Below are 24,228 nucleotides of genomic sequence, written 5' to 3' on the forward strand. Positions count from 1 at the left end.
GACGCGTAAAAACCCCAGAGTGCGCCCCGAAGCACGCGAGGAGACCGCCACAATGCCCAAACAACCCCGCGCATGGCAACGGATGCTGTCGGGTCGACGCCTTGACCTTCTGGACCCGACCCCGATGGATATCGAGATTGAGGATATCGCGCACGGTCTGGCCTTTGTGGCACGCTGGAACGGGCAGACCTTTGGCGATTTCCCCTATTCCGTGGCCGAACATTCGCTGCTCGTCGAAACGCTGTATTCCCGCATGAATCCCAACGCACCGGTGAAATGGCGGTTGGCGGCGCTTCTGCATGATGCCCCGGAATATGTGATTGGCGATATGATTTCACCGGTCAAATCGGCGGTCGGCCCAGCCTATGGAGAGCTTGATGACCGATTGATGGCCGCCATTCATATCAAGTTTGGCCTGCCCGCCAAACTGCCCGACACGATCAAGAAGGCGATCAAGAAGGCGGATCGGATTTCCGCGTGGTTGGAGGCGACCCAGATCGCGGGCTTTGCCGTCGAAGAAGCCAACAGGTTCTTCGGCGTGCCGGACCCGAAACAGATTGACGGTCTGACCATCGTCCTGCGCGCGCCTGCCGATGTGCGGCAGGACTTTACCGCCCGCCACAACACGCTTTTGGGACAGATGACATGATCACAACGCGCAAAGCCCTTGCCGCCGACGCCCAAGCCATGTGCGACCTGCTGAACCCGATCATTCGCGAGGGGTCGACCACCGCGCACCGCTCGGACTTCGACGCCGACCGCATGCGGGCCACCCATATTGACGAACCGCGCCTGATCCGCACGACATTGGCCCTTGAAGGTGGTGATTTGCTGGGGTTTCAACTGCTGGAATGGGCCGACCCGGATTATACTGGACCCGAAGCCTTGCCCGAGGGCTGGGCGGTGATCGCCAGCTTCGTGCGCAGCGGGTTGCAAGGCCGTGGCGTTGGGCAGATCTTGTGGCGGGAGACGCTGTTGGCCGCCAAACGCGCGAAAGTGCGGGCCATCGACGCCAGCATTCGCACCGATAACCTGCCCGGATTGGCCTATTACTCGAAACTCGGATTCAGGGACTATTCCAGCATAAAAGGCATGGTTTTGTCCGATGGAACGGTGGTGGACAAGACGCGCAAGCGCTTCGACATTGCCTAGGCACAGGTCTGCCCCTGACGCCCGGTCGCATCGCGCCAGCCCACGAACCGTTCCCGTGTGAAGGTCAGCACCAGGTCATTCCATTGCAGTTGCCGAACGACACCGGTCGGGCATCCCTCCAGCGGCAAGGCCACATGGCGGCCAAGCTCACGATCCATCGCTGGCACCACACCTTTGGGAGAGCGTCCAAAATCTATCCGTTTGTTCACCGGATCAACTTGAAGCCCCGTGGCATCGGGGCGAATGACCACCGCGCTTCGGGTTGGGGCAGGCGCGACGCAGGCCGTCAGGCCGGCCAGCACAGCAAGAAGGACCAGTATTCGCATTACTTTGGGCTACGCTTGGCCAGGATACGCTGCAAGGTGCGGCGGTGCATGTTCAGACGCCGCGCAGTTTCCGAGACATTGCGGTCACAAAGCTCATAAACGCGCTGGATATGCTCCCACCGGACCCGATCCGCCGACATTGGGTTTTCAGGCGGAGGCGGCATGCCATCCGACTTTGCCAGCAGCGCATTCATCACGTCATTCGCATCCGCTGGCTTTGACAGGTAATCATTTGCACCGATTTTCACCGCAGACACGGCGGTGGCAATCGCACCATACCCGGTCAACACCACAATTCGTGCATCCGGGCGTTTTTCTCGAATGGTTTCAACCACGTCCAGCCCGTTGCCATCGTCCAGCCGCAAGTCAACCACGGCATAGGCGGGCGGGCGGGCCGTGGCAATCGCCTTACCGGCAGCTACTGATCCAGCAGTTTCCGGCGCGAATCCTCGTTTTTCCATTGCGCGCGCCAGACGACGTAAAAACGGCTCGTCATCATCCACAAGCAGCAGGGATGCGTCCTCACCGATCGCTTCTAGTTCCTGTGCCGTCATCCGACCAACCTCCGGTTCGCGTCTTATTCAACTTTACCTATGCGTTTCGCACCGTAAGGTCAATTTCAACGCGCCGATATTGGCTATTTGTCTGAGGCATCAATGAAACATCCCACCCGGTCCGCCATCTGCGCCGGTGTCTCATCCCGCTTGAAAAAATCGGCAAAACCAGTGTCGGGGAACATCAGATAGGTAAAGGTCGAATGATCTATCAGATAGTATTCTTCCTGACCCTCTTCCGGCTCTTGCTTGCGATAATAGGTCTTGTAGGCTTGGCTTGCGGCTTTCACCTGTTCGGGCGTGCCGGTCAGTCCGATCATGTCTTCGTGCATGTAGCTGGTGAAATCGGCCAAATGCTCGGGCGTATCCCGCTCTGGGTCGATCGAGATGAACGCGGATTGCACGTCATAGCCACGATCCTGCAACAGGCGCATCGCCTCGGCATTACGTGCGTTGTCCAGCGGACAGACATCCGGGCAGAACGTGTAACCAAAGTATACCAGCGTCGGTTTTGTGATCACATCTTTGTCGGTCACCAGCTTGCCGGTTTCGTCGGTCAGCTCGAACGACCCGCCGATGGATGCCACACCCGTACCAACAGTCCCGGCGCGGCATTGTGCAAACTTGTCAGCCTCGCCGGTTGTGACGTACCAGGTTGCGCCCAGCAAAGCTGCGACGGCAACGGCCGCGGTAACTGCATATACACGCATCATCGGCTTTCTCCTTGATCCTTCGTCGGCATTGATCGTCCTTTTGTGCAGGACTAACAAGGGACCAGAATGACGCAACCCAAAACCAGCAAGCGATGGATCACATGATCGAGAATAGCACAGGCCCTTTGAACCATCGCATGTTTCACGACGATGGCGAAATGTTGCCCGGTCGCTGGGTCCGCCTTCGCACATTGGTGGTGCTGCGCTGGGCGGCCATTTTCGGGCAGATCGCCGCCATAATAGTGTCGATCTTTGCATTCTCGCTGAACATCCCGCTTGGCTGGGCAGCCGTTGCGGTTGGGCTGGCGGTGATCGCCAATCTGGTCTCGCTCGCCGTGTTTCCCAAGAATGCGCGTCTGAATGAGCGGGACGCGACAGGGATGCTTTTGTTCGACACGCTGCAGCTGGCTTTCATGGTGTTCCTGACGGGCGGGCTGCACAACCCGTTCATGGTGTTGATCGTGGCACCTGTCACGGTGGCCGCGACCGCCCTGTCCACGCGTGCGACCGTGATCGTCGGCAGTGTTGCGATTGCCGCCACAACGGCGGTTGCAGATTTCAACATCCCTTTGCACACCTATGACGGTGTAACCGTGCTTATGCCCGATCTGTTCGTGTTCGGCATCTGGGTCGCCGTGGTCACTTCAATCGGCTTCGTGGGCCTTTACACACGCCGCATCTCGTCCGAGATGCGGTCGATGTCCGAGGCCCTTCTGGCCACACAGATGGCCCTGTCCCGCGAACAGAAGTTGACCGATCTTGGCGGTGTCGTGGCCGCCGCCGCGCACGAACTTGGCACGCCGCTGGCCACCATCAAGCTGGCCGCATCCGAGCTTGTCGATGAGCTGGACAATCAGGCGGATCTGCGCGACGACGCCGCCCTGATTGGCCAACAGGCTGACCGATGCCGGGATATTCTTCAGTCGATGGGCCGGGCAGGCAAGGACGACATGCTGATGAAAAGCGTGCCCCTTGTGACACTGGTGGAAGAGGCCGCCGAACCCCATGCAGATCGTGGCAAGGCGCTGGAAATCTCGGTCGTGTCGCAGCTCAACGATCCGTCGGACGAACCTGTCGTCGCGCGTCGGCCCGAGGTCATCCATGGCCTGCGCAACCTGATTCAGAATGCGGTCGATTTCGCGACAACGACAGTCTGGATCGAAATTGATTGGACCGAAGCTGAGATCAAGCTGCGGATCATTGACGATGGTCGCGGCTATGCCCCGCAAGTAATCGGCTGGATCGGGGATCCTTTCATACGCGGCAAGAAACCCGCGCAGGACAAGGGTCAGCGGCGTGGATACAAAGGGATGGGGCTGGGGCTGTTCATCGCCAAGGCCCTGCTGGAACGGACCGGCGCCAAACTGAGTTTTGCCAACGGAACCGAACCGTACACTGGCCGACCGCACCCGCGCGAGAAATCAGGCGCCATTGCACAGGTCATCTGGCCCCGCATCGCCGGGGGGATCGAACAAAAACCAACCGAAGGCGGGCTGGGCGACAACATCCCGTTTCGGTGACGTCGCCAACAGTTAAACCTTCATTAACCAACCCGTGATTAGGTTGCCTGACTGCCAGATCCGGCGCAACGGGTGCGTCGGGGCAGATGGGTGCGCCTATGTTTAATACATTGCTTGTAATCGGTGTTGTCCTTGTCGCATTTCTGATCGCCTTCGTTGCGCTTCTGTCCCTGTCCTGGGTGGACGCGCGGCGGCGCAAAAGCCTGCGTGATGATGCCTTCACCTCTGATGGCCAGTTGGTGTTTCTGTTCGACGACGAAACCCTGTGCGACGCCACATCAGCTGCGCGTCAAATGATGCTGGCCGGTCGACCCGCCGGACAAGAAACGGATTGGCAGCGGTTTGCACAGCTGCTTCAAAACCGCTTTCCCGATCTGACGAAGCATATGGGCGATCTGGCCGATCTGGGCACGCTGTCCCTGACCTCTGCCGATGGCACCAACCGGATAGTTGCAGAATGGCGCAATGGTCTGGCCCGGATTGAGCTTATCGATAATGAAAACCACACCCCCAACAAAGCAGTGGACCAGTTGAGCTTGGACGCAATGCAGCACGAACTTGCAAGCCTGCGCGCCACGTCCGAGCACCTGCCGCTGATGGTCTGGCGCGAGGACGAAGACGGAACCATCACTTGGGCCAACAAATCCTATCTGGATCTGGCTGAGAAGATGCGCGATCCGGCCGATCAGGCAGCATGGCCACCGCATAAAGTTTTCCAGCGGGGGACGTTGGTGGATGTCGATGATCTGCCCCAGCCCGGACGCATGGCGATCCAGCTCCCGGATGATGAAACACGGCGCTGGTTTGATCTACATGACGCAGAATTGGGCAAGGATAGGCTCTATACTGCAATTCCTGCCGATCGGGTTGTGCAGGCGGAAACTTCGCGCAACGAGTTTATTACAACTCTGACCAAAACCTTTGCGCATCTGCCCATTGGTCTTGCCATCTTCGACCGCAAGCGGCAGCTGACGCTGTTCAATCCCGCGCTTACCGATCTGATCGCCCTGCCGGTGGATTTCCTTGTCGGACGGCCAACCCTGTCCAGCTTTCTGGACCGTCTGCGCGAGAAACGCATGATGCCCGAGCCGAAAGATTATATTTCGTGGCGGCAGCGAATGTCTGATCTGGAAGCAGCGGCGGTAAATGGCACCTATGAAGAAACATGGTCGCTTCCCACCGGTCAGACCTATCGCGTCACGGGACGGCCCCACCCGGACGGCGCGGTTGCATTTCTGTTTGAAGACATCAGCGCAGAGATATCCCTGACCCGTCGCTTTCGGGCCGAGCTTGAGATGGGTCAGGCCGCGCTGGACAGCCTTGACGACGCCGTTGCAATCTTCAACGCTGGCGGCGTTCTGGCCATGTCCAACAAAGCCTATAGCGTATTATGGCAGGACGACCCGTCGACCACTTTGGGCGATGTCAATCTTGGGGATGCCGTCAAGACATGGCGCAAGGTCTGTGCAGACACGCCGCTTTGGCGGCAACTCAAAGAGTTCGTTGCCACCAACGCTGAGCGTGAGGCGTGGAGCGAGTCCGTGATGTTGTCTAATGGCCAGATGCTGACCTGCTCGGTCACTCCGATGATGCGCGGCGCAACAATGGTTCGGTTCACGACTGCGGCAACATCGGTGCAGGCAACACCGCCCGCGGAAAAGTTCCTGACGGCTGGCGTGTGATCGGGCTTGCGTCACCCTGACAGAGGGATAAAACTCCTGCCATGTCGCAGGCGTTTTCTCATCAAGCTCTCTTTCCCTCACCGGATCACACCCGAAAATTTGCGGAAAACCTGTCGGCATCCCTGCACAGCGGCGATGTAATCCTGTTGGAAGGCGGAATTGGCGCCGGAAAGACCCATTTCGCCCGTTCACTCATACAAGCATTGCAAGCCAAATCAGGCCGCGTCGAGGATGTTCCCTCGCCGACATTCACGCTGGTTCAAACTTATGACGTTGAACCATCCGAGGTATGGCACGCCGACCTTTACCGCCTGTCTCATCCCGACGAGATCGAAGAACTGGGCCTGACGCAGGCTTTCGACGATGGCATCTGCCTTGTCGAATGGCCCGATCGGCTGGGTGATCTGTGGCCTGAAAACGCCTTGCTCATGTCATTTGAGATCGAAGAAACTTCTGATCACCAGGATCAACGCGTGATCACATATTCCGGCGACAAAGACCTGTGGCAGCGCCGCGTTCTGGACGCGCTGCCGTCATGATGGCGCGCGCGCAACAAAGGATACAGTTTTTAACGGATGCCGACTGGCAGTCTGCATCTGCTTCACCCATCTCTGGCGATGCCTCCGCACGCTCATATCAGAGACTAACACACCCTGAAACAAAGCAAACGGCGATCCTGATGGACGCTCCGACAGATCGCAATGGATCGTCTGCGCCCTTTCTGTCAGTCGCACGATATCTAACAAAGGCGGGCCTGTCGGCACCCGACATCTTCGCCCAGGATCTTGAGGCGGGTTTCCTGCTGCTCGAAGATCTTGGCGACGCGCTTTTCGCAAGTGTGATCACAAAAGATGCGGCGCAAGAGCAACCACTTTATGAAGCCGCCGTTCACGTGATCTGCCGACTGCATGAACACCCAAACCCAAACCTGCCGCTTTATGGTCCTACACAGATGGCCCAGGCAACGGACCTGGCATTTCTGTATTATCGGACCACGCCGACCAGGACTCTCACCCACAACGCGCGGCGCGCGATTGACCAGTTAAACGAGCACCTGTCGCAGTTCGACGAATTCAACTGCGTCTCCCTGCGCGATTTCCATGCCGAGAACCTGATCTGGCTTCCAGACCGGATAGCAGACGCGCGCGTTGGCCTTCTGGATTTCCAGGACGCCGTGCGAACGCATCCCGCCTATGACCTGATGTCGCTGATCCGGGATGCCCGTCGCGACGTATCGCCCAACCTGGAAGACCATCTGATATCGAAATTCTGCCAAATCAAAGGCTATGACGAGGTGTCCTTTCGGGCTGAGGCTGCGTTGATCTCGGCCCAGCGTAACCTGCGCATTCTGGGCATCTTCGCCCGCTTGTCGCGCGTGATGATGAAACCCCATTACGTTAACCTGATCCCGCGGGTCTGGGCGCATTTGCAGACCGACTTGTCACACCCATCACTTGCAAAGCTGTCCGCGACACTGACCCCGCTTCTTAACCCGCCAACCCCGACCTTTCTGCAAACGCTGAGGGCACCATGCCAACCGCCGCAATGATCTTCGCAGCCGGTCGCGGCACGCGCATGGGCACATTGACCCAAACGCTTCCGAAACCGATGATCCCGGTGGCGGGCAAACCGCTGATCGACCATGCACTTGCCCTTGCCGACGACAGCCCGATCGAGCGTGTCGTCATCAACCTGCATCATCTGGGCGACCAGATCGCCAATCATCTTGGGCACCGGGACATCCGGTTTTCCAATGAAGACGGTCAGTTGCTTGAAACCGGAGGCGGGCTGAAAAAGGCTCTAACCTTGCTTGAAAGCGATGTTGTGATCACGTTGAACTCCGATGCCGTCTGGACCGGGCCAAACCCGATTCAATCCCTGCTTGCGGCTTGGGATCCAGATAGGATGGACGCGCTTTTGATGCTGGTGGCGCCGGAAAACGCCATCGGGCACAAGGGCGCGGGTGATTTTCTGAAGGCAGAGGACGGAATGCTTCGTCGCGGCGCGGGCCTGACCTATACCGGGTGCCAGATTATCAAGACCGACCCTGTCGCGGCCGTCGCCGAGGATGTATTCTCGCTCAACACCGTATGGGATCAGTTGCTGGAAAACAGGCGTCTGTTTGGAATCGAACATCACGGACGCTGGTGCGATGTTGGCCACCCGGAGGGGATCACCCTTGCGGAAACCATGCTGAGGGATGCCAATGTTCGATCCGTCTGACACCCCACGCATCTTCGGCACGCCGCTGGGTGTCGACTTCCCGAAAGCCCTGGTCACCGGCATCTTGCAACGCATTGCGCCCACCAATCCGGAGGATCTGGCGCGCGTCGAAGTGTTTGTGAACACGAGCCGGATGCAATCCCGTGTCCGCTCATTGTTTGACGGGCAGACGCTGTTCCTGCCACGCATCCGCCTGATCACCGATCTGGCCCGCGATCCGGCATTGCACGAGGTGCCGCTGCCGGTGCCGCCCCTACGACGACGGTTGGAACTGCGCCAGCTTATCGCCGCCCTTCTGGAGCGAGAGCCGGATCTTGCCCCAAAAACAGCCGCCTTTGATCTTGCCGACAGCCTGGCCGATCTGATGGATGAGATGCACAGCGAAGGCGTGCATCCGCGAAACCTTCAGGCGCTTGATGTAGGCGAGATGTCTGAGCATTGGGCGCGGAGCCTTAAGTTCATCGCGCTGGTCGAACACTATTTCGACCATGAAACATTGGACCTGCCCGACGTCGAAACACGCCAACGCATGGTGGTCGAGGCGACCATCGCAAAATGGCGCGCGCATCCACCAGAACATCCTGTATTGATCGCAGGCTCGACCGGGTCACGGGGGGCAACGGCGCTTTTGATGGAAGCGGCTGCGTCCTTGCCATTGGGTGCCGTGATCGTGCCGGGCTTTGATTACGATATGCCAGATCAGACTTGGGCAGAGTTAGACAATGATTTTTCGACTCAGGATCATCCACAATATCGGTTCGCGCACTTACTGCAACGCGTCGGCCTGATATCATCCGATGTGATGCGCTGGACGTCGGACGCACCGCCCGCGCCCGAGCGCAATCGGCTGGTCTCACTCGCCTTGCGCCCGGCGCCCGTGACAGACCAATGGCAGGTTGAGGGCAAGGCGTTTCAAGGCATCGAGGCGGCAACCGAAAACCTAACCCTGATCGAAACCCGCACCCCGCGGGCAGAGGCATTGGCGATCGCCACCGTGCTGCGTCGATCGGTTCAGGATGGCAGGTCTGTGGCCTTGATCACCCCGGATCGAAATCTGACCCGGCAGGTGGCGGCCGCGCTGGACCGCTGGCGGATCGTTCCTGATGACAGCGCCGGGCGCCCGCTTGCCCTGTCAGCGCCGGGGCGATTGCTGCGCCAGTCCGCACAGCTTCTGTGTGAAGAAACGAGCGGCGAAATGCTGCTGGCCTTGTTGAAACACCCGTTGACCCACAGCACCGCGGGCACACGGGGCGACCACCTGCGCTGGACCCGCGACCTTGAGCTGGACGTCCTGCGCGGGCGGTATGCGCCGCCAAATGCGGCGGCGTTGACCGATTGGGCCTCCAAATTCCCCGATGAACCCGCACGCGCCATTTGGGCCAACTGGGTCGTTGAAACATTTCTGAACAAGATGCAGCAGGGTGAGCATTCACTGACGTCTCTGGTTGCTTGGCATCGAAGCCTGACCGAACAGATTGCGCGCGGCTGTGCGCAAGAAGGAACGGGTGAACTGTGGGAGCAATCTGCAGGACAAAAGGCGCTTGAAGCAGTCTCTGATCTTGCAGAAAATGCAGAATTCGGCGGGCAACTATCGGCACCGGACTATCGCGATCTGCTGGTATCCGTTCTAAACGCTGGTGTGGTGCGCGACCCCATTACCCCGCATCCCGGTGTAATGTTCTGGGGCACGCTTGAGGCGCGCGTCCAGGGCGCGCATCGTGTCATTCTGGCGGGGCTAAACGACGGAACATGGCCCGAACTTCCCGGCCCTGATCCATGGTTGAACCGAAAGATGCGGATGGACGCCGGGCTGTTGTTGCCGGAACGTCGCATTGGCCTGTCCGCGCACGATTTTCAACAAGCCATCGCAACGGCCGAGGTCTTTTTGACCCGGTCCACCCGCGACGAAGACAGCCAGACCATTCCGTCGCGCTGGCTGAACCGTTTGTGCAACCTGATGGGCGGCATGTCCGAGGCCGGCGAAGAAGCGCTTTGGGAAATGCGCAACCGGGGCGCTAAGTGGTCAGATCTGGCAGAGCGGCTGGACGCAGCCCAGGAACCGGTCGCACCTGAGCCACGCCCATCACCCGCACCCCCGGTCTCAGCTCGGCCCACGGCGCTTTCGGTAACGGGGGTAACGAAGCTGATCCGCGACCCCTATGCGGTTTATGCCGACAAAGTGCTGCATCTCAGGCCGCTTGACCCAGTGCGCCAAACCGCTGATGCGCGCATCCGTGGCACGGTTCTACACCGCGTTTTCGAACGCTACGTCGCAGAGGCTGTGCAGACAGACGATCACACTGCGGAAACCGCGCGCCTGATGAACATCGCCGAAGACGTTCTGGAAGAACACGTACCGTGGCCCGCCACGCGTATCCTTTGGCTGACCCGGATCGGTCGCGTCGCCGACTGGTTCGTCGCCGAGGAGCGGGACCGGCGCGCCAAAGCGCACAATCTGGCCAACGAAGTCTGGGGCGAGGCTGTGTTTGACGACATCGGCTTCACCCTTCGTGCCAAGGCGGATCGGATAGATCAGCGCCATGACGGGCAGCTGGAGATTTACGATTACAAATCCGGCCAGCCGCCATCCGAGAAGATGCAAAAGCACTATGACAAGCAACTGTTGCTAGAGGCTGTGATTGCCAAGTTGGGCGGGTTTAGAGACATATCCGCCGCACCGGTAGCGAGCGTTGCCTATATCGGCCTGACCCCACAAGAAACGAAACCCGTGCTGCTGACACCTGAAGAAATCGACGTGATTCAGAATGAGCTGCTGATCCTGATCCAAGCCTATCACAGCCCGGATCAAGGCTTTACCGCGCGGCGAGCGGTGCACAAACAGCGGTTTGATGGTGATTATGATCACCTTGCCCGCTTCGGCGAATGGGACGACAGCGCAGAGCCGGTGACGTTACGGGTGGGGCAATGACGATAAACGACGCAACGCGCAGCCAGATCCGCGCGGCTGACCCGCAGAACTCGACCTGGTTGTCGGCCAATGCGGGCTCGGGCAAGACCCGCGTGCTGACCGACCGCGTCGCGCGGTTGCTGCTTGAAGGCGTGTCACCACAGAACATCCTGTGTTTGACCTATACCAAGGCGGCCGCCAGCGAGATGCAGAACCGCCTGTTCAATCGTCTGGGTGAGTGGGCAATGAAGGATGACGCGGCGCTTACCTCGGCGTTGCACGACCTTGGCTTGGACGGGAGCCGTGATCTGTCGCTTGCCCGGCAATTGTTTGCCCGCGCGATTGAAACCCCCGGCGGATTGAAGATCCAGACCATCCACGCCTATGCTGCCTCTCTCTTGCGTCGCTTTCCGATGGAGGCCGGTGTTTCGCCGCAGTTCACCGAAATGGATGACCGCACCGCCAAAGACCTGCGGGCCGACCTGCTTGATCGGATGAGCGATGGCCCCCTGGCGCAGCATGTCACCGCCCTGTCGCAGCACTTCACCGGCGAAGACATGGCGCAACTGACCGCCGAGATTACGGGCAATCGCACCCTGTTCATCGATCAACCCACCGATGCCCAGATTGCCAGTTGGTTCGGCGTGTCGCCTGCATTGGATGAGCGTGCCATTCTGGACGCGCTGTTTCAGCCCGGCGATCTTCGAATGCTGGCCACGCTTCGTGACATTCTGGCAACCGGCAGCGCCACTGAGCAGAAAGCGGCAGCACATCTGACCGGCGCGGATCTGAGCACCCCATCCTTTGACATACTGGATCGGTGCGCGCGGTTTATGATCAACCAGAAACCACCATATTCCGCCAAATCAGGGTCTTTTCCGACCAAGGCCATGCGCGCTGGCGGGTGCGCAAGCGTCACCTCGCAACTGGACGAGTTCATGCAGCGGGTCGAAGACGCGCATCTTGCCCGGATTGCGCTTTCCAACGTCAGACGCACGACCGCGCTACACAGGTTCGCCCATCATTTCGTGCAGCTCTATGAAGAAGCAAAGCTGGCGCGGGGGTGGCTGGATTTCGACGACCTGATCCTGAAGGCGGGGGCGATCCTGACCGACCCGGCCATCGCCTCGTGGGTGCTGTTCCGGCTGGATGGGGGGATCGACCATATTCTGGTGGACGAAGCCCAGGACACCAGCCCCGCGCAATGGCGCATCATCGACAGCCTTGCGCGTGAATTTACAAGCGGTATCGGTGTGCGGGACGATGTCGAGCGCACGATATTCGTGGTCGGCGATCCCAAGCAATCCATCTACTCGTTTCAGGGGGCCGAGCCTGCGGCGTTCGATCAGATGCGCGCCACCTTTGCCGACCGCCTGTCGCAGATTGGGCGTGGTCTGGTTCAGATGCCTTTGGAATACTCATTCCGGTCGTCACCTGCGGTTCTGGAGTTCGTGGATTTTGCGATGCAAGGGCGGAGCGGTCTGGGCGGGGACTTCCTGCACCGCGCGTTCTTCACTGACCTGCCGGGCCGGGTCGACCTGTGGCCGGCAATCGAACCTGTCACCCATGACGAAGACCGCGACTGGCATGATCCGGTGGATGCTCCATCACCGCAGGACCATCGGGTTCAACTGGCCGAGAATATTGCCAGCGACATCGAACGCATGATCAGAACCGAGACTATTCCTGCGGAAAATGGCGAAAACCGCCCGGTGCATGCCGGAGACATTCTGGTGCTTGTGCGATCCCGCAAAGAGCTGTTTCACGAAATCATCCGCGCCTGCAAAGCCCGTGCTATACCCATTGCCGGTGCAGATCAGTTGAAAATCGGGGCGGAGCTGGCGGTCAAGGATCTGACCGCACTTCTGTCTTTTCTGGCAACGCCCGAAGACGACTTGTCGCTCGCCGCGATCCTGCGCTCGCCCCTCTTTGGGTGGTCCGAGGACGACTTGTTCCGGTTGGCGCATCCGCGCAGCAAGGGCAAGTTTCTTTGGCGGGCGTTGTCCGAGAAGGCGGATCAACATTCGCAGACGTTAAGCGTGTTGCAAGACTTACGTGACACAGCCGACTTTCTGCGCCCCTATGAATTGCTGGAACGCGCATTGACCCGCCATGGTGGCCGTCAGAAGCTGCTGGCGCGATTGGGGCAAGAGGCCGAAGACGGCATCGACGCCTTATTGGCCCAGGCCATCGGCTATGAACGATCCGGCACGCCCAGCCTGACCGGGTTTCTGACCTGGCTTCAAACCGATGATGTCACGATCAAACGTCAGATGGATTCGGTGGGGCAGCAGGTTCGGGTGATGACGATTCACGGATCAAAAGGGTTGGAATCCCCAATCGTGATTCTGCCTGATCTGGCCCAGCAAAAGGCGTCCTCGATGCCCGCAGTTGCCAAGCTTCCCGATGGGCAGGCGTTCTATTCCCCCAAGTCAGAAAACCGAACAGAGGCGATCGACGCTGTGGCGCGCGACTTAAGGGACGCCGATATCGAAGAGCGTGCGCGGCTGCTTTATGTTGCGATGACACGGGCGGAACGTTGGTTAATTCTGGCCGCGGCGGGATCGATCGGAAAGCCCGACTCGGATGTTTGGTATCGCATTTGCGAGGGTGCGATGAACAAGGCGGCTGGTATCGAATGCGCGTTTCCCACAGGCCCGGGAAAGCGATTTGCGGCAGGCGATTGGCCTGCGCCCGCAGTAAACGACAAAGCTGAGATCGAAGATTGCCCATCCGACCTGCCTGATTGGTTGACTGCGCGTGCGGAAACGCCAGCGCCGTCAGTCAAGCCAATCTCGCCGTCCGATCTGGGCGGGGCAAAGGCGCTTGCCGGTGAAGATGCCTTTGGCAGCACGGATGACGCAAAAAAGCGTGGGCGGCAGATACATTTGTTGCTGGAACATCTTCCGGGCATTCCGGCATCCAAATGGGAGGACACAACCCGGTTCCTGCTTGGGTCGGGTGATGATCGCGCGACGGATCTTGAACAATCCGCGCTGCTTGATGAGGCGGCTGGCGTGCTGACCGACCCCGATCTTGCGCCAATCTTCGCGCGTCCCGACTTGGCCGAAGTGCCAGTCACCGCCAACTTGCCGCAATTCTCTGGCCGTCTTCTGCATGGGGTGATTGATCGGTTGATCATCGCTGACAACGACGTGCTAGCAGTGGATTTCAAAACCAACCGCATCGTGCCCGCGACCCCTGAAGACACGCCGGACGGGCTGCTGCGTCAATTGGGGGCTTACCGGGCCGTGCTTGCCCAGATCTTCCCCGAGAGGAATGTGAACACCGCGATCTTGTGGACACAAAGCCGTGAGTTGATGCGTTTCGATAATGCTTTGGTGGATGCGGCTTTCAGGCACCTTGACGCAACCCGCTTGCCTACCTAGGTTCACCACAACATATAGTTTTCAGGAGAACACAACATGGCAACTGTAGCTGTCACCGATGCCACATTCGAGCAAGAGGTCCGCCAATCGGACCTTCCGGTAATCGTGGATTTCTGGGCCGAATGGTGTGGTCCGTGCAAACAAATCGGCCCGGCTTTGGAAGAGCTGTCGACCGAGTACGAAGGCAAGGTCAAGATCGTCAAAGTCAACGTTGATGAGAATCCGAATTCGCCCGCTCAGATGGGCGTTCGCGGTATTCCGGCCCTGTTCATGTTCAAGGACGGTCAGGTTGTATCGAACAAGGTCGGCGCTGCCCCGAAAGCTGCGCTGCAATCGTGGATCGACGAAAGCGTCTGATCCCGCATCATCCGCAAAAGAAAAGCCCCGCCATTTCAGCGGGGCTTTTTTGTTTCGTCTGTGTGACGCTTAGATCAGCAGCACCTGCGTTCCATTCCGGGCATAGCCAAACAGTTCGGCGATATGCCGATTGTAAAGACCAATACACCCGTTCGACGACTGACGCCCGATCTTGCGGGTGTCGTGGGTGCCGTGGATACGATAGTATTTCCAGCTCAGATACAGCGCATGGGTGCCCAACGGGTTATCCGGCCCCGGACCCACGAAGGGTGGCCATTCCGGGTTACGTTTCTGCATCGCGGGGGTCGGCGCCCAGGACGGGCCTTCAACCTTGCGAATGACGCTGGTGCGGCCGCGCCGGGTCAGATCTTCGGTCAGCGGCACCGAGGTCGGGAACAGGCGATAGATTGACTGATCCTCGGACCAATAATGCAAACAGCGCGAGCTGATATCGACCAAAATCGCACCGTTCCGGGTGTTGCTGAAATAAGGCTGCCAATTCAACGCCCGAAAGCTTGAGATATTGCGCTTCACAACCTCTGTCAGGTCACGCTCGACCTCGGTCGAGTTATCGAACTGCGCAAGTGCAGGTGTCGCCAGGCCGCTTGCTGCGGCAATCGTTCCCCCCAGGAACGCGCGCCTGCCAAGCTGGGCTTCCGGTTTCTTCTGCATCACTAAGTCTCCAATATTCACTTGCATCACAGTCATATATTGCGTCCGCGCATCAGTCGCAATTCAAACGCATGTTATCGGCTTAAAGTCGCAAAGCCGTCATTTGCTACTTGCTTATACTCACGGTAGACAGGCACAGATACAATGTTTTTTGGATGAGAGACAAACAATGCGCGTGTTTTTGATGGCAGTTGCCGCAACAGTGGCCCTTTCTGCGTGTACCACGACGACGGGCACAGGTGGTGGCGTCAACATCTATCGAATCTCGTCTGGCCAGACGTCGAAGGTTCAATATCGAATGCTGGACAGCATCAACCAACTGCGTCAGGCCGCAGGGGCACAGCCGGTGAAGCTGAATTCTCAGTTGAACGCTGCGGCCCAGACCCATGCCCGCGACATGTCGGTGCAGAACCGGCCGTGGCATTTCGGGTCTGACGGATCGTCCCCGATCGACCGCGCCCGCCGTGCGGGTTACACCGGCACCTATCTGGGCGAAAACATCTCGGAAACCTTCGAGACCGAGCTTCAGACCCTGTCAGCCTGGATGAACAAGCCCGACACGCGCCGGATCATTCTTGACCCCCGCGCGCGCGAGCTTGGATTCGCATGGCTGCAAGAGCGAAATGGCAAGATCTGGTGGGTGATGGAGATGGGCGGTTAATCCAGCCATCAATCCCGCTTACGGATTGATATCAATCACAGTTCCCAGACGAACCATCGTGAAGATTTCACGAATCTCGTGGTTCTTGACCGAGATACAGCCCGCCGTCCAGTCATCCCGCTTGGGGTCCTGCGGGCGCCTGTCGCCGTGGATGAAAATCTCTCCACCCGGTTTGCGCCCGACCGAGCGGGCGTGTTCCACATCCTGTCGGTTGGGATAAGACACCCCGATTGACAGGTAAAACGCGCTTTTCGGGTTGCGCCGATCAATGACATAGCGCCCCTCCGGCGTCTTGCCGTCGCCCTCATATTTCTTGCGCCCCTCAGGCGCAAAACCCAGCCGAATGCGATAGGTTTTAAGGATCTCGGTGCCATGCATCAGATACATCTTCCGCGCACCCTTGTTGACGATGATCTGAGTCACTTCTGGTCCGTCATACTTGTATCTTTTCGGGCCGCACGAGGCGACAAAGACCAAGGACAGGACGGTAAGGATCGTTAAGACGGCTCTCATTTGATGTCCCACACTGCTCGTTTTTTGCGATTATGGTAGATCAGATTGATCACAACACAAGCGAATTTGCCCTGTGATCACCCTATCGGCGAATCCCTGAGCGTGTCAGGCCCTTGTGAAGCTGGCGACTTGTTCCGTGTGGGTGGACCAGCGGAACTGATCCACCACCTGAACCCAATTCATCCGATATCCTGCATCCACAAGAGCTTTTGCATCACGCGCAAATGTCTGTGCATTGCATGACACCATGGCGATTCGCTTGATGTCGGACGCCGCAAGCTGCGCGATCTGTGCTTCGGCTCCGGCGCGGGGTGGATCAATGACGGCCGCGTCAAAGCGCGCCAAATCCTCGGCCATCAACGGGTTGCGGAACAGATCCCGCACCTCTGTCGTAACATGGCGCAATCCCTGCGTCTGACGCCAGCCAAGGGCAAGCGCATCGGTCATCGCGGCGTGGCCCTCGACCGCATGCACTTCCGCAGCTTGCGCCAAAGGCAGGGCGAACGTGCCGCAACCAGCGAACAGGTCAATCACCGATTTTGCGCCGCCCACGATTTCGCGCACCCCGTCCAGCAAGGCCGCTTCACCCGCGCGTGTGGCTTGCAGGAACGCACCGGCGGGCGGCACGACAGCGGCGATACCAAACAATTGCTCAGGCGGCGTTTCGGTGGCAATCACTTCGCCATCCCATGTCAGGCGGGCAAGGCCATAGGTGTGCAAAGCCTGCGCCAAATCAGTCTCTAATCCACGGTCAAGTGGCTTTCCGCCCGTAACTGACACGTCCAGTCCAGACGCAGATTGCACGACATTGATGGACAGCGCGCCTTTGCGCGATGCGCCCAGCATGGTTAGGGCACCCAATGCGGGAAGCGCCGCCAGAATATCGGGATGCACAAGCTGACAGCTTGTGATTTCGGTGATGGTGTCTGAACGGCGCCCATGAAACCCGACAATCGCGCCTTTCTTGCCGCGTCTACCCGACAGAACCGCCCGACGGCGTGACGCGGCAGGCGATGTCATGATCGGCCGAAATTCAGAGGTCAGGCCATGGGCGTCCAGCGCGGCTTTAACCACACCGACCTTCCAATCTGCAACAAACTGATCCGAGGCATGCAGCAAGGCACATCCCCCGCACGCGTTGTAATGTGGGCATGGCGCTTTGACCCGGTCAGGTGATGGCGTCATGATACGCGGCGCTGCGATGCGCCCGTCGACAACATCGCCCGAGATTTCTTCACCCGGCAGGCAGCGCGGCGCAAAGACAGGTCCGGGCGCGATGCCGTCCCCAAGATGCCCCAATCGTTCAATCGTATAGGTTTTGGTCACGGCAACAGATCCTCGCGCTTCAAGGTGAACCCAGATGCGATCCACAGGCTCTCTAACCGCCGCAACTCTGCTCCCAGCGCGGGGCCTGTATGGGTCGGCAACAGGTCGGCGGGCTGAATGGGAAAGACCGCTTGCGCACCGGTTTCAACCTCGGACCAGACGCCTGCATGAACCTGACCACCCGTCTGCGCTGCACGCAAAAGCACCACGTCGGTGGCAAGGTTGGCGCCATGGCGATAGGCAAGCTCGCCTGCACCCTCCGTCGACCCCATCGCGTCACGCATCAACGCAAGCCGCTTGCGGTCACGTTTGGACAATCGAAGCCTGTCTGCAACCTCGCCGCCGCCCAATGCCGCAAGGCGGCGCAGCGGATCGGGCGCACGTTGGGCTTCAAGATGGACCAGAACCGGCAAGGCACGGGGATCCGCACCGGGCAAGATTGAACCCAGAACGCCAATCTGTGCCATTGCGCCAACAGCGGTCGAAGGATCAGACGCTGCCAACAGTTTCAACATTTCTGCACCCACGCGCTCGCGCGAAAGTGTCTCTAACCCGCCTAGATTTGCTGCAACACCCGCCAGGGCTTCTGCATCCATTCCCTCGGCAGCGTCACCATACCAAGCGTGGAAGCGAAAGAAGCGCAAGATCCGCAGGTAATCTTCGCGAATGCGGTCGCCGGGATTGTCGATGAAGCGCACGCGGCGCGCCTTTAGATCGGCCAAACCACCCAGCGGATCAATGACCCGCCCATCCGGCGCCGCATACAGCGCGTTCATGGTGAAATCACGCCGATGCGCGTCATCCTCAAGCCTGTCGGAGTAAGCGACCACAGCGCGCCGACCATCGGTTTCGACATCTTTGCGAAAGGTCGTAACCTCAAGCCCGTGACCATCGACGACAATGGTGACGGTGCCATGATCAACGCCCGTTGGCACGGCGCGCATCCCGGCCTCGTCGGCGATCTTAATCACCTGCTCGGGCCGCGCATCGGTGGACAAATCCAGATCCGAGATGGGCGCCCCAAGCAGATCGTTGCGCACACATCCGCCCACGAAATACACCTGATGACCCGCTTGCGCGATCATTTCGCACACCGCCTGTGCCGCCGGCATCTTGATCCAATCGCCGGTGACGCGGGTCATTGCGGCAACCTTTCCGCAAGGGCGCGCAACATCCGGGCGGTCGCCCCCCAGATATAGTAGGGCCCATAAGGCACGGTTTCATACAATCGCATCCGCCCCTGCCACATCCGCCCCTGACGGGCATAATTGGCAAGGTTAGAGACATGTTTGAACGGTACGGTAAAGACTTCTTCAACCTCGCCAATCTCGGCGACGATGTCGAAAGGTTGTGGGATAAACCCGATCACCGGGGTGACTGAAAAGCCCGTAACCGTTTCATGTGGCGGCATCTGACCGATCAGCTCCACCTGCGTTGGTGGCAGCCCAATTTCTTCATGCGCCTCGCGCAGCGCCGCGGCAACCTCATCGGCATCGTCTGGATCGACCTTGCCGCCCGGAAACGCGATCTGCCCCGGATGGTGCTTCAATGCCGAGGACCGCTTGGTCATGATAAGCCGCAACTCGTTCCCTGACTGGATCAGGGGCACCAAGACACCCGCAGGTCGCAGCTTGCGATTCGCCGGCAGTTGAATGTCTGGGTTCAGATCGAAATCCGAACTGCCCTTGCCGGTCTGGGCAACAGCTTTTCGGATACGATTCAACATATCAGTCACTCTTGTCGCCCGAATCGACCGCATCCTTGCCCAGCGTTTCCGGATCAAGATCGTAATGCGCGCCACAGAACTGGCAATCTGCGGTGACGCGCCCATCATCCGTTGTCATGTGACCAATGTCGCGCGTGGAATAGATCGACAGGCTTTCGCGAACGCGGTCTTCCGAACACGGACAGCCGAAACTGATGGTCTGAGGTTCGAAAACGCGGGGCGCTTCCTCGTGGAACAGCCGCACCAGCAAATCAGTGGGTTGGACGGACGGACCAACCAGTTCCAACTCTTCTACCGAGCTCAGCAGGATATTCGCGCGGTTCCAGTTTTCGGCATCATCGTCCGACAGCAAATCCTGTGCGGACAACAAGCCGCCTTCGCCAGACCCACCTTCGCCCGTCACGTGCGGAGAGGCTTTGGGCATATGCTGCAACATGATCCCGCCAGCCCGCCAGCTTTCTGTGCCGCCGGTCCAGGTCGACTTCCCGAATGTCAGATGAAACCGGGTCGGCAGCTGTTCGGACTGTGCAAAATAGGCTTGCGCGCAATCTGACAGCGACTGACCCGCAATCGGTGTCATCCCGGTATATGGCTTTTGCTCGCTGCCCTGATGGATCAGCACGGCAAGATACCCTTTGCCGATCTGCGGAAAGCCCGGCGCATCCGGTTGCAACCGATCTTCGTCAAAGCTGGCATAGGCACGGATCGTGGCCGAGTCGCCCTCTTTCTCGGGGGCATAATAGTCGGTGGCGATCAGCCGGGCCGGACCATCACCGCGCACCTGCAACGACAGCTTCCACTGCATCTTGATGGTCTGCCCGATCAGCGCGGTCAACATGGCAGCTTCGGCCACCAAGGCTTCAATCGCCGGGGGGTAGTTGTGTTGTGACAGGATGGTGTCCAACGTGCCGTCCAGCCGCAACACGCGCCCGCGAATGTCGCTGCGATCCAGTTGAAAGGGCAGGATGGTGTCATCCCAGGCGATTTGAGTTCCAAGGGTCATGGGGTTTCCTATCGGCGTTCAGCTTGGCATACCGCGTCTATATGGTGTCGGCAACCGAAGGGAAAAGAGCAGATGCGCAGATTCGGCAGACAGCGGCAACAGGGCCGTAAATACGTGCTGCGGCCGGGCGCTTATGCCGTCCTGCTCCGCGGGCACGATATGCTGATCACCCACCAAGCCGAACCGTTTAACGAATTCCAGCTTCCCGGTGGTGGGATTGATCCGGGTGAAACCGGGATTGTGGCCCTGCATCGTGAGGTGATGGAGGAAACAGGATGGAAGATTGCCGCACCAAAGCGGCTGGGGGCATATCGCCGGTTCAGCTTTATGCCGGAATACGATCTTTGGGCCGAGAAGATTTGTCACATCTTCGTCGCCCGCCCGGTTCGGCAGATCGGCGCACCGCTAGAGCCGGACCATCAGGCCATCTGGACCAATATCGATACCGCCCTGCAAATTCTGTGCAATGAAGGAGATCGCCATTTTGTTCGCCGTCACCTGCGATCCGGCTGGTAAGTGACCATCACGCAGGACAGGTCGTCCCCAAGGTCCTGCCCACCCGAAAAGGCATCGAGATCCCAAACCAGGGCGTCGAACAGGGCTTCGTTGGTCAGTTCGGCGTTCCGCCCGAGAATGTCCGCAAACCCAGCCTCGTCCAGCATGGCACCTGTGTTGTCGACGCATTCGGTAAACCCGTCGGAATAGAAAATCAGCCGCTCACCCGGAGAGAGCATTAGCTGTTGTCGGTCAAACTGCGCCTCGGAAATAAGGCCAATCGGCATTCCGCCCTTGCCAAAATAGCGCACCTCGCTCTGGCGCGACAAAAGCACCGCATTCGGATGGCCGCATTGTGACAGCTCGACTGCCCCGGTGTTCAGGTCAAGATACCCGAACAGCATTGTAAAGTAATGCTCAGATCGCAGGTCATTCAGCAGCAATTTGTTCAGCTCATCGGCAACCACCTCTGGCGGCCGGCAACGGTAAAACCCGCCCGGCCCCCGTTCTAACGCGATGTTATGTGTGGGCGATCCGTCAGAGAAATAGGATGCCAGACGCGCGGTCAGAAGTGCCGATGCGATTCCATGCCCGGACACGTCGATGGAATAAAACGCCAACCTGTCGGGACCGGCATCAAAAAAACCGGCAAGATCACCACCGACATGGCCACAGGGCTTCAGCATCAATGACACCTCGGCCGCACCAAAATCCCGATATTTTTCACGCACAAGCGATTGCTGCATCTTGCGGGCTTCGACCAGATCGCGATCCAGCGAATCATACAACGCCTGAATTTCCGCAAGGGTCGACGTGACGAGGCGGTTCTTATCCTGAAGCTCACGCTCCATCGACAGGATGCGACCCCCGGCATTGATGCGTGCGCGCAGCTCATCCGGGTTTACGGGCTTGGCCAGAAAATCATCTGCCCCCACATCCAGCCCCTGCGCGACCGCCCCTTTGTCGGTCTTTGACGTTAACAAGATGAAATAGACATAGCCCCCAAGCGGCAACTGACGAAACGCGGCGCACAGCTCAAGCCCATCCATCCCCGGCATCATCCAATCGCTGAGAATGAGGTCAAACTGATCCCGTCGGAGAATTTCCAACGCCTCGTCCCCGGTTCCGGCTTCGGTCACGTCATATCCCTGCCGGGTCAGGGACGAGGTCAGAATACGACGCTGCGCCCGACTGTCGTCGACCACCAAAATCCGGCGCACCGGATTTTCAACCACCTGAACAGGCGTTTCGGTTGGGGTTGGCTTCTCACACCTTAGATATGCATTTGCGGCGCTCACACTTATGTCCCGACCTAGGAATCGCGTTGTCAGAAATGGTTAGCGCCCGTCGTTTAACAGCCATTTAACAGGAAAATTTTACATGATCGTCGCAGCTTACCGCTTGTTAACCAGAGGCATATAAGCTGGATGCGTTATGAGGGAGGTCTTGATGATCAACTGGACGCGCGTGAATGAGCTAAAGGCCGAGCTCGGGGAAGACGATTTCGCCGAGGTGGCTGATCTGTTTCTGGAGGAGGTAGAAGAGGTGATTTGCCGCCTGAAATCCACGCCCAAACCGGATCTGTTCGAACAGGACATGCACTTTCTGAAAAGCTCGTCATTGAATCTGGGGTTTGACCAACTGTCCAAACTGTGCGGCGAGGGAGAGCGGGAAGCCGCTGCGGGCAATTATGATGCCGTCCCTCTGACCCCCGTGTTTCAAACCTATGACGCGTCGAAACAGGCCTTTCTAAGCGGTGATCAAACCACAAACTCGGCAATGGTTTCGTCGTTCGTGATATCGGAATAGACGAAGCCGCCCGTATCCAACCGAGCATAGAGTGTTTCGAAGTTTTCAGGTGTGCGTGTTTCGATGCCGATAAGCACCGATCCGAAATTCCGGGCGCTTTTCTTCAGATACTCAAACCGCGCAATATCGTCGTCAGGCCCCAGCGCCTCAAGGAAATCTCTTAATGCGCCCGGCCGCTGGGGAAGTCGCAACAGGAAGTATTTCTTAAGGCCAGCATATCGTTGGCTGCGCTCTTTCACCTCGGGCAAGCGTTCGAAATCGAAGTTTCCGCCCGAGGTCACGCAGACCACGGTCTTGCCCTTCACCTCGGCGCGCAGATCTTTCAACGCATCTATCGACAATGCGCCCGCGGGTTCCAGCACCACGCCTTCGACGTTCAGCATCTGAACTATGGTCGAGCAGATACGGTCTTCGGGCGCTGTCAAAACATGCTCGGTTGGCGTTTTTTTCAGTGCGTCGAAGGTCAGTTGACCGATCTGCGCAACGGCGGCGCCGTCGACGAAATTGTTGACCTGATCCAGCTTGACCGGGGCTTTGGCCCGCAGTGCAACGGTCAAACTTGCCGCCCCCGCAGGCTCCACATACCTGATGTCCGTTTCAGGTGATACATCCCGCAGGTATCGGGTGACGCCCGCCGACAGCCCGCCACCGCCAACCGGCAGAAGCACCATGTCCGGCGGGCTTGGCATCTGCTCAATGATCTCCGCCGCAACGCTTGCCTGACCTTCGATCACATCATGGTCATCAAACGGCGAAAGGAAATGCCCGCCCGCGTCTGAACAGAACTGCATCGCTTCTGCCAGAGTGTTGTCGAAATAGTCACCAACAAGGCGGATTTCGACATTGTCGCCGCCGAAGATACGGGTCTTGTCGATCTTCTGTTGGGGCGTCGTGACCGGCATGAAGATCACACCTTTCACACCAAAATGGCGGCAGACAAACGCCACGCCCTGCGCGTGATTTCCGGCCGAAGCACACACGAAAACGCTGACCCCGGGGTTGGCCGATCGCGTCTTGGCCATCGCGTTCAATGCACCGCGGATCTTATAGCTGCGCACCGGGCTCAGATCTTCCCGCTTCAGCCAGATATCGGCCTCGTAAAGCTCGGACAGGTGATCGTTCCGCTGCAAGGGTGTTGCAGGAAACAACGTGCGCATCAAATGTTCCGCGCTGTGGGCTTTGTCAGTGAACTTGGTCAT

At 58.8% G+C, this 24,228-nt stretch carries 24 protein-coding genes; 13 read left to right on the forward strand and 11 right to left on the reverse strand.

The window, feature by feature from the left end; translation table 11 throughout:
- Positions 1 to 52: 52 nt before the first annotated feature.
- Together J3R80_RS06500 and J3R80_RS06505 are read left to right on the forward strand one after the other, a co-directional pair.
- Positions 53 to 649, forward strand: coding sequence for an HD family hydrolase (locus J3R80_RS06500; RefSeq protein ID WP_275392952.1), 597 nt, complete (start codon positions 53 to 55; stop codon positions 647 to 649).
- Positions 646 to 1,152: a GNAT family N-acetyltransferase gene (locus J3R80_RS06505; RefSeq protein WP_275392953.1), complete on the forward strand. Its 507-nt coding sequence runs from the start codon at positions 646 to 648 to the stop codon at positions 1,150 to 1,152. Before J3R80_RS06500 ends, J3R80_RS06505 begins: the two co-directional genes overlap by 4 nt.
- On the opposite strand, the gene J3R80_RS06510 is transcribed toward J3R80_RS06505, so the two are convergent.
- The 3 genes from J3R80_RS06510 to J3R80_RS06520 form a co-directional block, all read right to left on the reverse strand.
- The gene (locus J3R80_RS06510) at positions 1,149 to 1,478 is read right to left on the reverse strand and encodes a hypothetical protein (RefSeq protein ID WP_275392954.1); all 330 of its coding nucleotides are present in this window, start codon (positions 1,476 to 1,478) and stop codon (positions 1,149 to 1,151) included. The genes J3R80_RS06505 and J3R80_RS06510 overlap by 4 nt on opposite strands.
- Positions 1,478 to 2,032 carry an ActR/PrrA/RegA family redox response regulator transcription factor gene (locus J3R80_RS06515; RefSeq protein ID WP_275392955.1) on the reverse strand — a complete coding sequence of 185 codons (555 nt, stop codon included), beginning with the start codon at positions 2,030 to 2,032 and terminating at the stop codon, positions 1,478 to 1,480. Before J3R80_RS06515 ends, J3R80_RS06510 begins: the two co-directional genes overlap by 1 nt.
- Positions 2,033 to 2,115: 83 nt before the next feature.
- Positions 2,116 to 2,745, reverse strand: coding sequence for an SCO family protein (locus J3R80_RS06520; protein ID WP_275392956.1), 630 nt, complete (start codon positions 2,743 to 2,745; stop codon positions 2,116 to 2,118).
- Positions 2,746 to 2,846: 101 nt separating this feature from the next.
- On the opposite strand from J3R80_RS06520, the gene J3R80_RS06525 reads away from it, so the two are divergent.
- The 8 genes from J3R80_RS06525 to trxA all read left to right on the forward strand — a co-directional run bounded on the left by J3R80_RS06525 (position 2,847) and on the right by trxA (position 14,824).
- Positions 2,847 to 4,265, forward strand: a complete 1,419-nt coding sequence (locus tag J3R80_RS06525) for an ActS/PrrB/RegB family redox-sensitive histidine kinase (protein ID WP_275392957.1) — start codon at positions 2,847 to 2,849, stop codon at positions 4,263 to 4,265.
- A 98-nt stretch (positions 4,266 to 4,363) separates the two neighbouring features.
- Positions 4,364 to 5,947: a PAS-domain containing protein gene (locus J3R80_RS06530; protein WP_275392958.1), complete on the forward strand. Its 1,584-nt coding sequence runs from the start codon at positions 4,364 to 4,366 to the stop codon at positions 5,945 to 5,947.
- 41 nt (positions 5,948 to 5,988) lie between these two features.
- A complete protein-coding gene (gene tsaE / locus J3R80_RS06535; RefSeq protein ID WP_275392959.1) occupies positions 5,989 to 6,486 on the forward strand; it encodes a tRNA (adenosine(37)-N6)-threonylcarbamoyltransferase complex ATPase subunit type 1 TsaE in 498 nt (165 codons plus the stop codon).
- The gene (locus J3R80_RS06540) at positions 6,486 to 7,496 is read left to right on the forward strand and encodes a phosphotransferase (protein WP_275392960.1); all 1,011 of its coding nucleotides are present in this window, start codon (positions 6,486 to 6,488) and stop codon (positions 7,494 to 7,496) included. Before tsaE ends, J3R80_RS06540 begins: the two co-directional genes overlap by 1 nt.
- Complete coding sequence (locus tag J3R80_RS06545) at positions 7,478 to 8,170, forward strand: nucleotidyltransferase family protein (protein WP_275392961.1); 693 nt, start codon at positions 7,478 to 7,480, stop codon at positions 8,168 to 8,170. The genes J3R80_RS06540 and J3R80_RS06545 overlap by 19 nt, the downstream gene beginning before the upstream one ends.
- On the forward strand, positions 8,154 to 11,099 hold the full coding sequence (addB, locus tag J3R80_RS06550) for a double-strand break repair protein AddB (RefSeq protein WP_275392962.1): 2,946 nt from the start codon (positions 8,154 to 8,156) through the stop codon (positions 11,097 to 11,099). Before J3R80_RS06545 ends, addB begins: the two co-directional genes overlap by 17 nt.
- On the forward strand, positions 11,096 to 14,467 hold the full coding sequence (gene addA, locus J3R80_RS06555; RefSeq protein WP_275392963.1) for a double-strand break repair helicase AddA: 3,372 nt from the start codon (positions 11,096 to 11,098) through the stop codon (positions 14,465 to 14,467). The genes addB and addA overlap by 4 nt, the downstream gene beginning before the upstream one ends.
- Positions 14,468 to 14,503: 36 nt before the next feature.
- Positions 14,504 to 14,824, forward strand: coding sequence for a thioredoxin (gene trxA, locus J3R80_RS06560; RefSeq protein WP_275392964.1), 321 nt, complete (start codon positions 14,504 to 14,506; stop codon positions 14,822 to 14,824).
- A 69-nt stretch (positions 14,825 to 14,893) separates the two neighbouring features.
- Here trxA and J3R80_RS06565 read toward each other — a convergent pair whose 3' ends face one another.
- The gene (locus J3R80_RS06565) at positions 14,894 to 15,496 is read right to left on the reverse strand and encodes a L,D-transpeptidase (RefSeq protein ID WP_275392965.1); all 603 of its coding nucleotides are present in this window, start codon (positions 15,494 to 15,496) and stop codon (positions 14,894 to 14,896) included.
- 169 nt (positions 15,497 to 15,665) lie between these two features.
- Here J3R80_RS06565 and J3R80_RS06570 point away from each other — a divergent pair, with 169 nt between their 5' ends.
- Positions 15,666 to 16,157 (forward strand): CAP domain-containing protein, encoded by a 492-nt coding sequence (locus J3R80_RS06570; RefSeq protein WP_275392966.1) that lies wholly within the window; start codon positions 15,666 to 15,668, stop codon positions 16,155 to 16,157.
- A gap of 18 nt (positions 16,158 to 16,175) precedes the next feature.
- Here J3R80_RS06570 and J3R80_RS06575 read toward each other — a convergent pair whose 3' ends face one another.
- From J3R80_RS06575 to J3R80_RS06595, 5 genes are all read right to left on the reverse strand, one after another.
- Entirely contained in the window at positions 16,176 to 16,670 is a 495-nt protein-coding gene (locus J3R80_RS06575) for a L,D-transpeptidase family protein (RefSeq protein WP_275392967.1), read from the reverse strand.
- A gap of 105 nt (positions 16,671 to 16,775) precedes the next feature.
- On the reverse strand, positions 16,776 to 17,996 hold the full coding sequence (locus J3R80_RS06580) for a class I SAM-dependent RNA methyltransferase (RefSeq protein ID WP_275392968.1): 1,221 nt from the start codon (positions 17,994 to 17,996) through the stop codon (positions 16,776 to 16,778).
- Positions 17,993 to 19,138: a CCA tRNA nucleotidyltransferase gene (locus tag J3R80_RS06585; protein ID WP_275392969.1), complete on the reverse strand. Its 1,146-nt coding sequence runs from the start codon at positions 19,136 to 19,138 to the stop codon at positions 17,993 to 17,995. The genes J3R80_RS06580 and J3R80_RS06585 overlap by 4 nt, the downstream gene beginning before the upstream one ends.
- Positions 19,135 to 19,722, reverse strand: a complete 588-nt coding sequence (locus J3R80_RS06590) for a CoA pyrophosphatase (protein WP_275393260.1) — start codon at positions 19,720 to 19,722, stop codon at positions 19,135 to 19,137. Before J3R80_RS06590 ends, J3R80_RS06585 begins: the two co-directional genes overlap by 4 nt.
- A 1-nt stretch (position 19,723) precedes the next feature.
- Positions 19,724 to 20,725 (reverse strand): Hsp33 family molecular chaperone HslO, encoded by a 1,002-nt coding sequence (locus J3R80_RS06595; protein WP_275392970.1) that lies wholly within the window; start codon positions 20,723 to 20,725, stop codon positions 19,724 to 19,726.
- Between the two features lie 72 nt (positions 20,726 to 20,797).
- Between J3R80_RS06595 and J3R80_RS06600 the strand changes: the two genes are divergently transcribed.
- A complete protein-coding gene (locus J3R80_RS06600) occupies positions 20,798 to 21,241 on the forward strand; it encodes an NUDIX hydrolase (RefSeq protein ID WP_275392971.1) in 444 nt (147 codons plus the stop codon).
- On the opposite strand, the gene J3R80_RS06605 is transcribed toward J3R80_RS06600, so the two are convergent.
- Complete coding sequence (locus J3R80_RS06605; RefSeq protein ID WP_275392972.1) at positions 21,220 to 22,518, reverse strand: SpoIIE family protein phosphatase; 1,299 nt, start codon at positions 22,516 to 22,518, stop codon at positions 21,220 to 21,222. The genes J3R80_RS06600 and J3R80_RS06605 overlap by 22 nt on opposite strands.
- 151 nt (positions 22,519 to 22,669) lie before the next feature.
- On the opposite strand from J3R80_RS06605, the gene J3R80_RS06610 reads away from it, so the two are divergent.
- Positions 22,670 to 23,029 (forward strand): Hpt domain-containing protein, encoded by a 360-nt coding sequence (locus J3R80_RS06610; protein WP_275392973.1) that lies wholly within the window; start codon positions 22,670 to 22,672, stop codon positions 23,027 to 23,029.
- Here J3R80_RS06610 and ilvA read toward each other — a convergent pair.
- Positions 22,981 to 24,228 carry a threonine ammonia-lyase IlvA gene (gene ilvA / locus J3R80_RS06615; RefSeq protein WP_275392974.1) on the reverse strand — a complete coding sequence of 416 codons (1,248 nt, stop codon included), beginning with the start codon at positions 24,226 to 24,228 and terminating at the stop codon, positions 22,981 to 22,983. The genes J3R80_RS06610 and ilvA overlap by 49 nt on opposite strands.

The organism is Aliiroseovarius sp. Z3 (assembly GCF_029105185.1).
In the GTDB taxonomy this organism is placed as follows: Bacteria; Pseudomonadota; Alphaproteobacteria; order Rhodobacterales; family Rhodobacteraceae; genus Aliiroseovarius.

What these genes read in the sequence shown, in the direction of transcription:
- J3R80_RS06590 (WP_275393260.1), bottom strand. Translation starts at nt 19,722, where the DNA reads ATGTTGAATCGTATCCGAAAAGCTGTTGCCCAGACCGGCAAGGGCAGT.
- addA (WP_275392963.1), top strand. Translation starts at nt 11,096, where the DNA reads ATGACGATAAACGACGCAACGCGCAGCCAGATCCGCGCGGCTGACCCG.
- J3R80_RS06510 (WP_275392954.1), bottom strand. Translation starts at nt 1,478, where the DNA reads ATGCGAATACTGGTCCTTCTTGCTGTGCTGGCCGGCCTGACGGCCTGC.
- ilvA (WP_275392974.1), bottom strand. Translation starts at nt 24,228, where the DNA reads ATGACCAAGTTCACTGACAAAGCCCACAGCGCGGAACATTTGATGCGC.
- J3R80_RS06585 (WP_275392969.1), bottom strand. Translation starts at nt 19,138, where the DNA reads ATGACCCGCGTCACCGGCGATTGGATCAAGATGCCGGCGGCACAGGCG.
- J3R80_RS06520 (WP_275392956.1), bottom strand. Translation starts at nt 2,745, where the DNA reads ATGATGCGTGTATATGCAGTTACCGCGGCCGTTGCCGTCGCAGCTTTG.
- J3R80_RS06540 (WP_275392960.1), top strand. Translation starts at nt 6,486, where the DNA reads ATGGCGCGCGCGCAACAAAGGATACAGTTTTTAACGGATGCCGACTGG.
- J3R80_RS06600 (WP_275392971.1), top strand. Translation starts at nt 20,798, where the DNA reads ATGCGCAGATTCGGCAGACAGCGGCAACAGGGCCGTAAATACGTGCTG.
- J3R80_RS06530 (WP_275392958.1), top strand. Translation starts at nt 4,364, where the DNA reads ATGTTTAATACATTGCTTGTAATCGGTGTTGTCCTTGTCGCATTTCTG.
- J3R80_RS06575 (WP_275392967.1), bottom strand. Translation starts at nt 16,670, where the DNA reads ATGAGAGCCGTCTTAACGATCCTTACCGTCCTGTCCTTGGTCTTTGTC.
- J3R80_RS06525 (WP_275392957.1), top strand. Translation starts at nt 2,847, where the DNA reads ATGATCGAGAATAGCACAGGCCCTTTGAACCATCGCATGTTTCACGAC.
- J3R80_RS06545 (WP_275392961.1), top strand. Translation starts at nt 7,478, where the DNA reads ATGCCAACCGCCGCAATGATCTTCGCAGCCGGTCGCGGCACGCGCATG.
- J3R80_RS06500 (WP_275392952.1), top strand. Translation starts at nt 53, where the DNA reads ATGCCCAAACAACCCCGCGCATGGCAACGGATGCTGTCGGGTCGACGC.
- addB (WP_275392962.1), top strand. Translation starts at nt 8,154, where the DNA reads ATGTTCGATCCGTCTGACACCCCACGCATCTTCGGCACGCCGCTGGGT.
- J3R80_RS06570 (WP_275392966.1), top strand. Translation starts at nt 15,666, where the DNA reads ATGCGCGTGTTTTTGATGGCAGTTGCCGCAACAGTGGCCCTTTCTGCG.
- J3R80_RS06610 (WP_275392973.1), top strand. Translation starts at nt 22,670, where the DNA reads ATGATCAACTGGACGCGCGTGAATGAGCTAAAGGCCGAGCTCGGGGAA.
- trxA (WP_275392964.1), top strand. Translation starts at nt 14,504, where the DNA reads ATGGCAACTGTAGCTGTCACCGATGCCACATTCGAGCAAGAGGTCCGC.
- J3R80_RS06565 (WP_275392965.1), bottom strand. Translation starts at nt 15,496, where the DNA reads ATGCAGAAGAAACCGGAAGCCCAGCTTGGCAGGCGCGCGTTCCTGGGG.
- J3R80_RS06505 (WP_275392953.1), top strand. Translation starts at nt 646, where the DNA reads ATGATCACAACGCGCAAAGCCCTTGCCGCCGACGCCCAAGCCATGTGC.
- J3R80_RS06595 (WP_275392970.1), bottom strand. Translation starts at nt 20,725, where the DNA reads ATGACCCTTGGAACTCAAATCGCCTGGGATGACACCATCCTGCCCTTT.
- tsaE (WP_275392959.1), top strand. Translation starts at nt 5,989, where the DNA reads ATGTCGCAGGCGTTTTCTCATCAAGCTCTCTTTCCCTCACCGGATCAC.
- J3R80_RS06515 (WP_275392955.1), bottom strand. Translation starts at nt 2,032, where the DNA reads ATGACGGCACAGGAACTAGAAGCGATCGGTGAGGACGCATCCCTGCTG.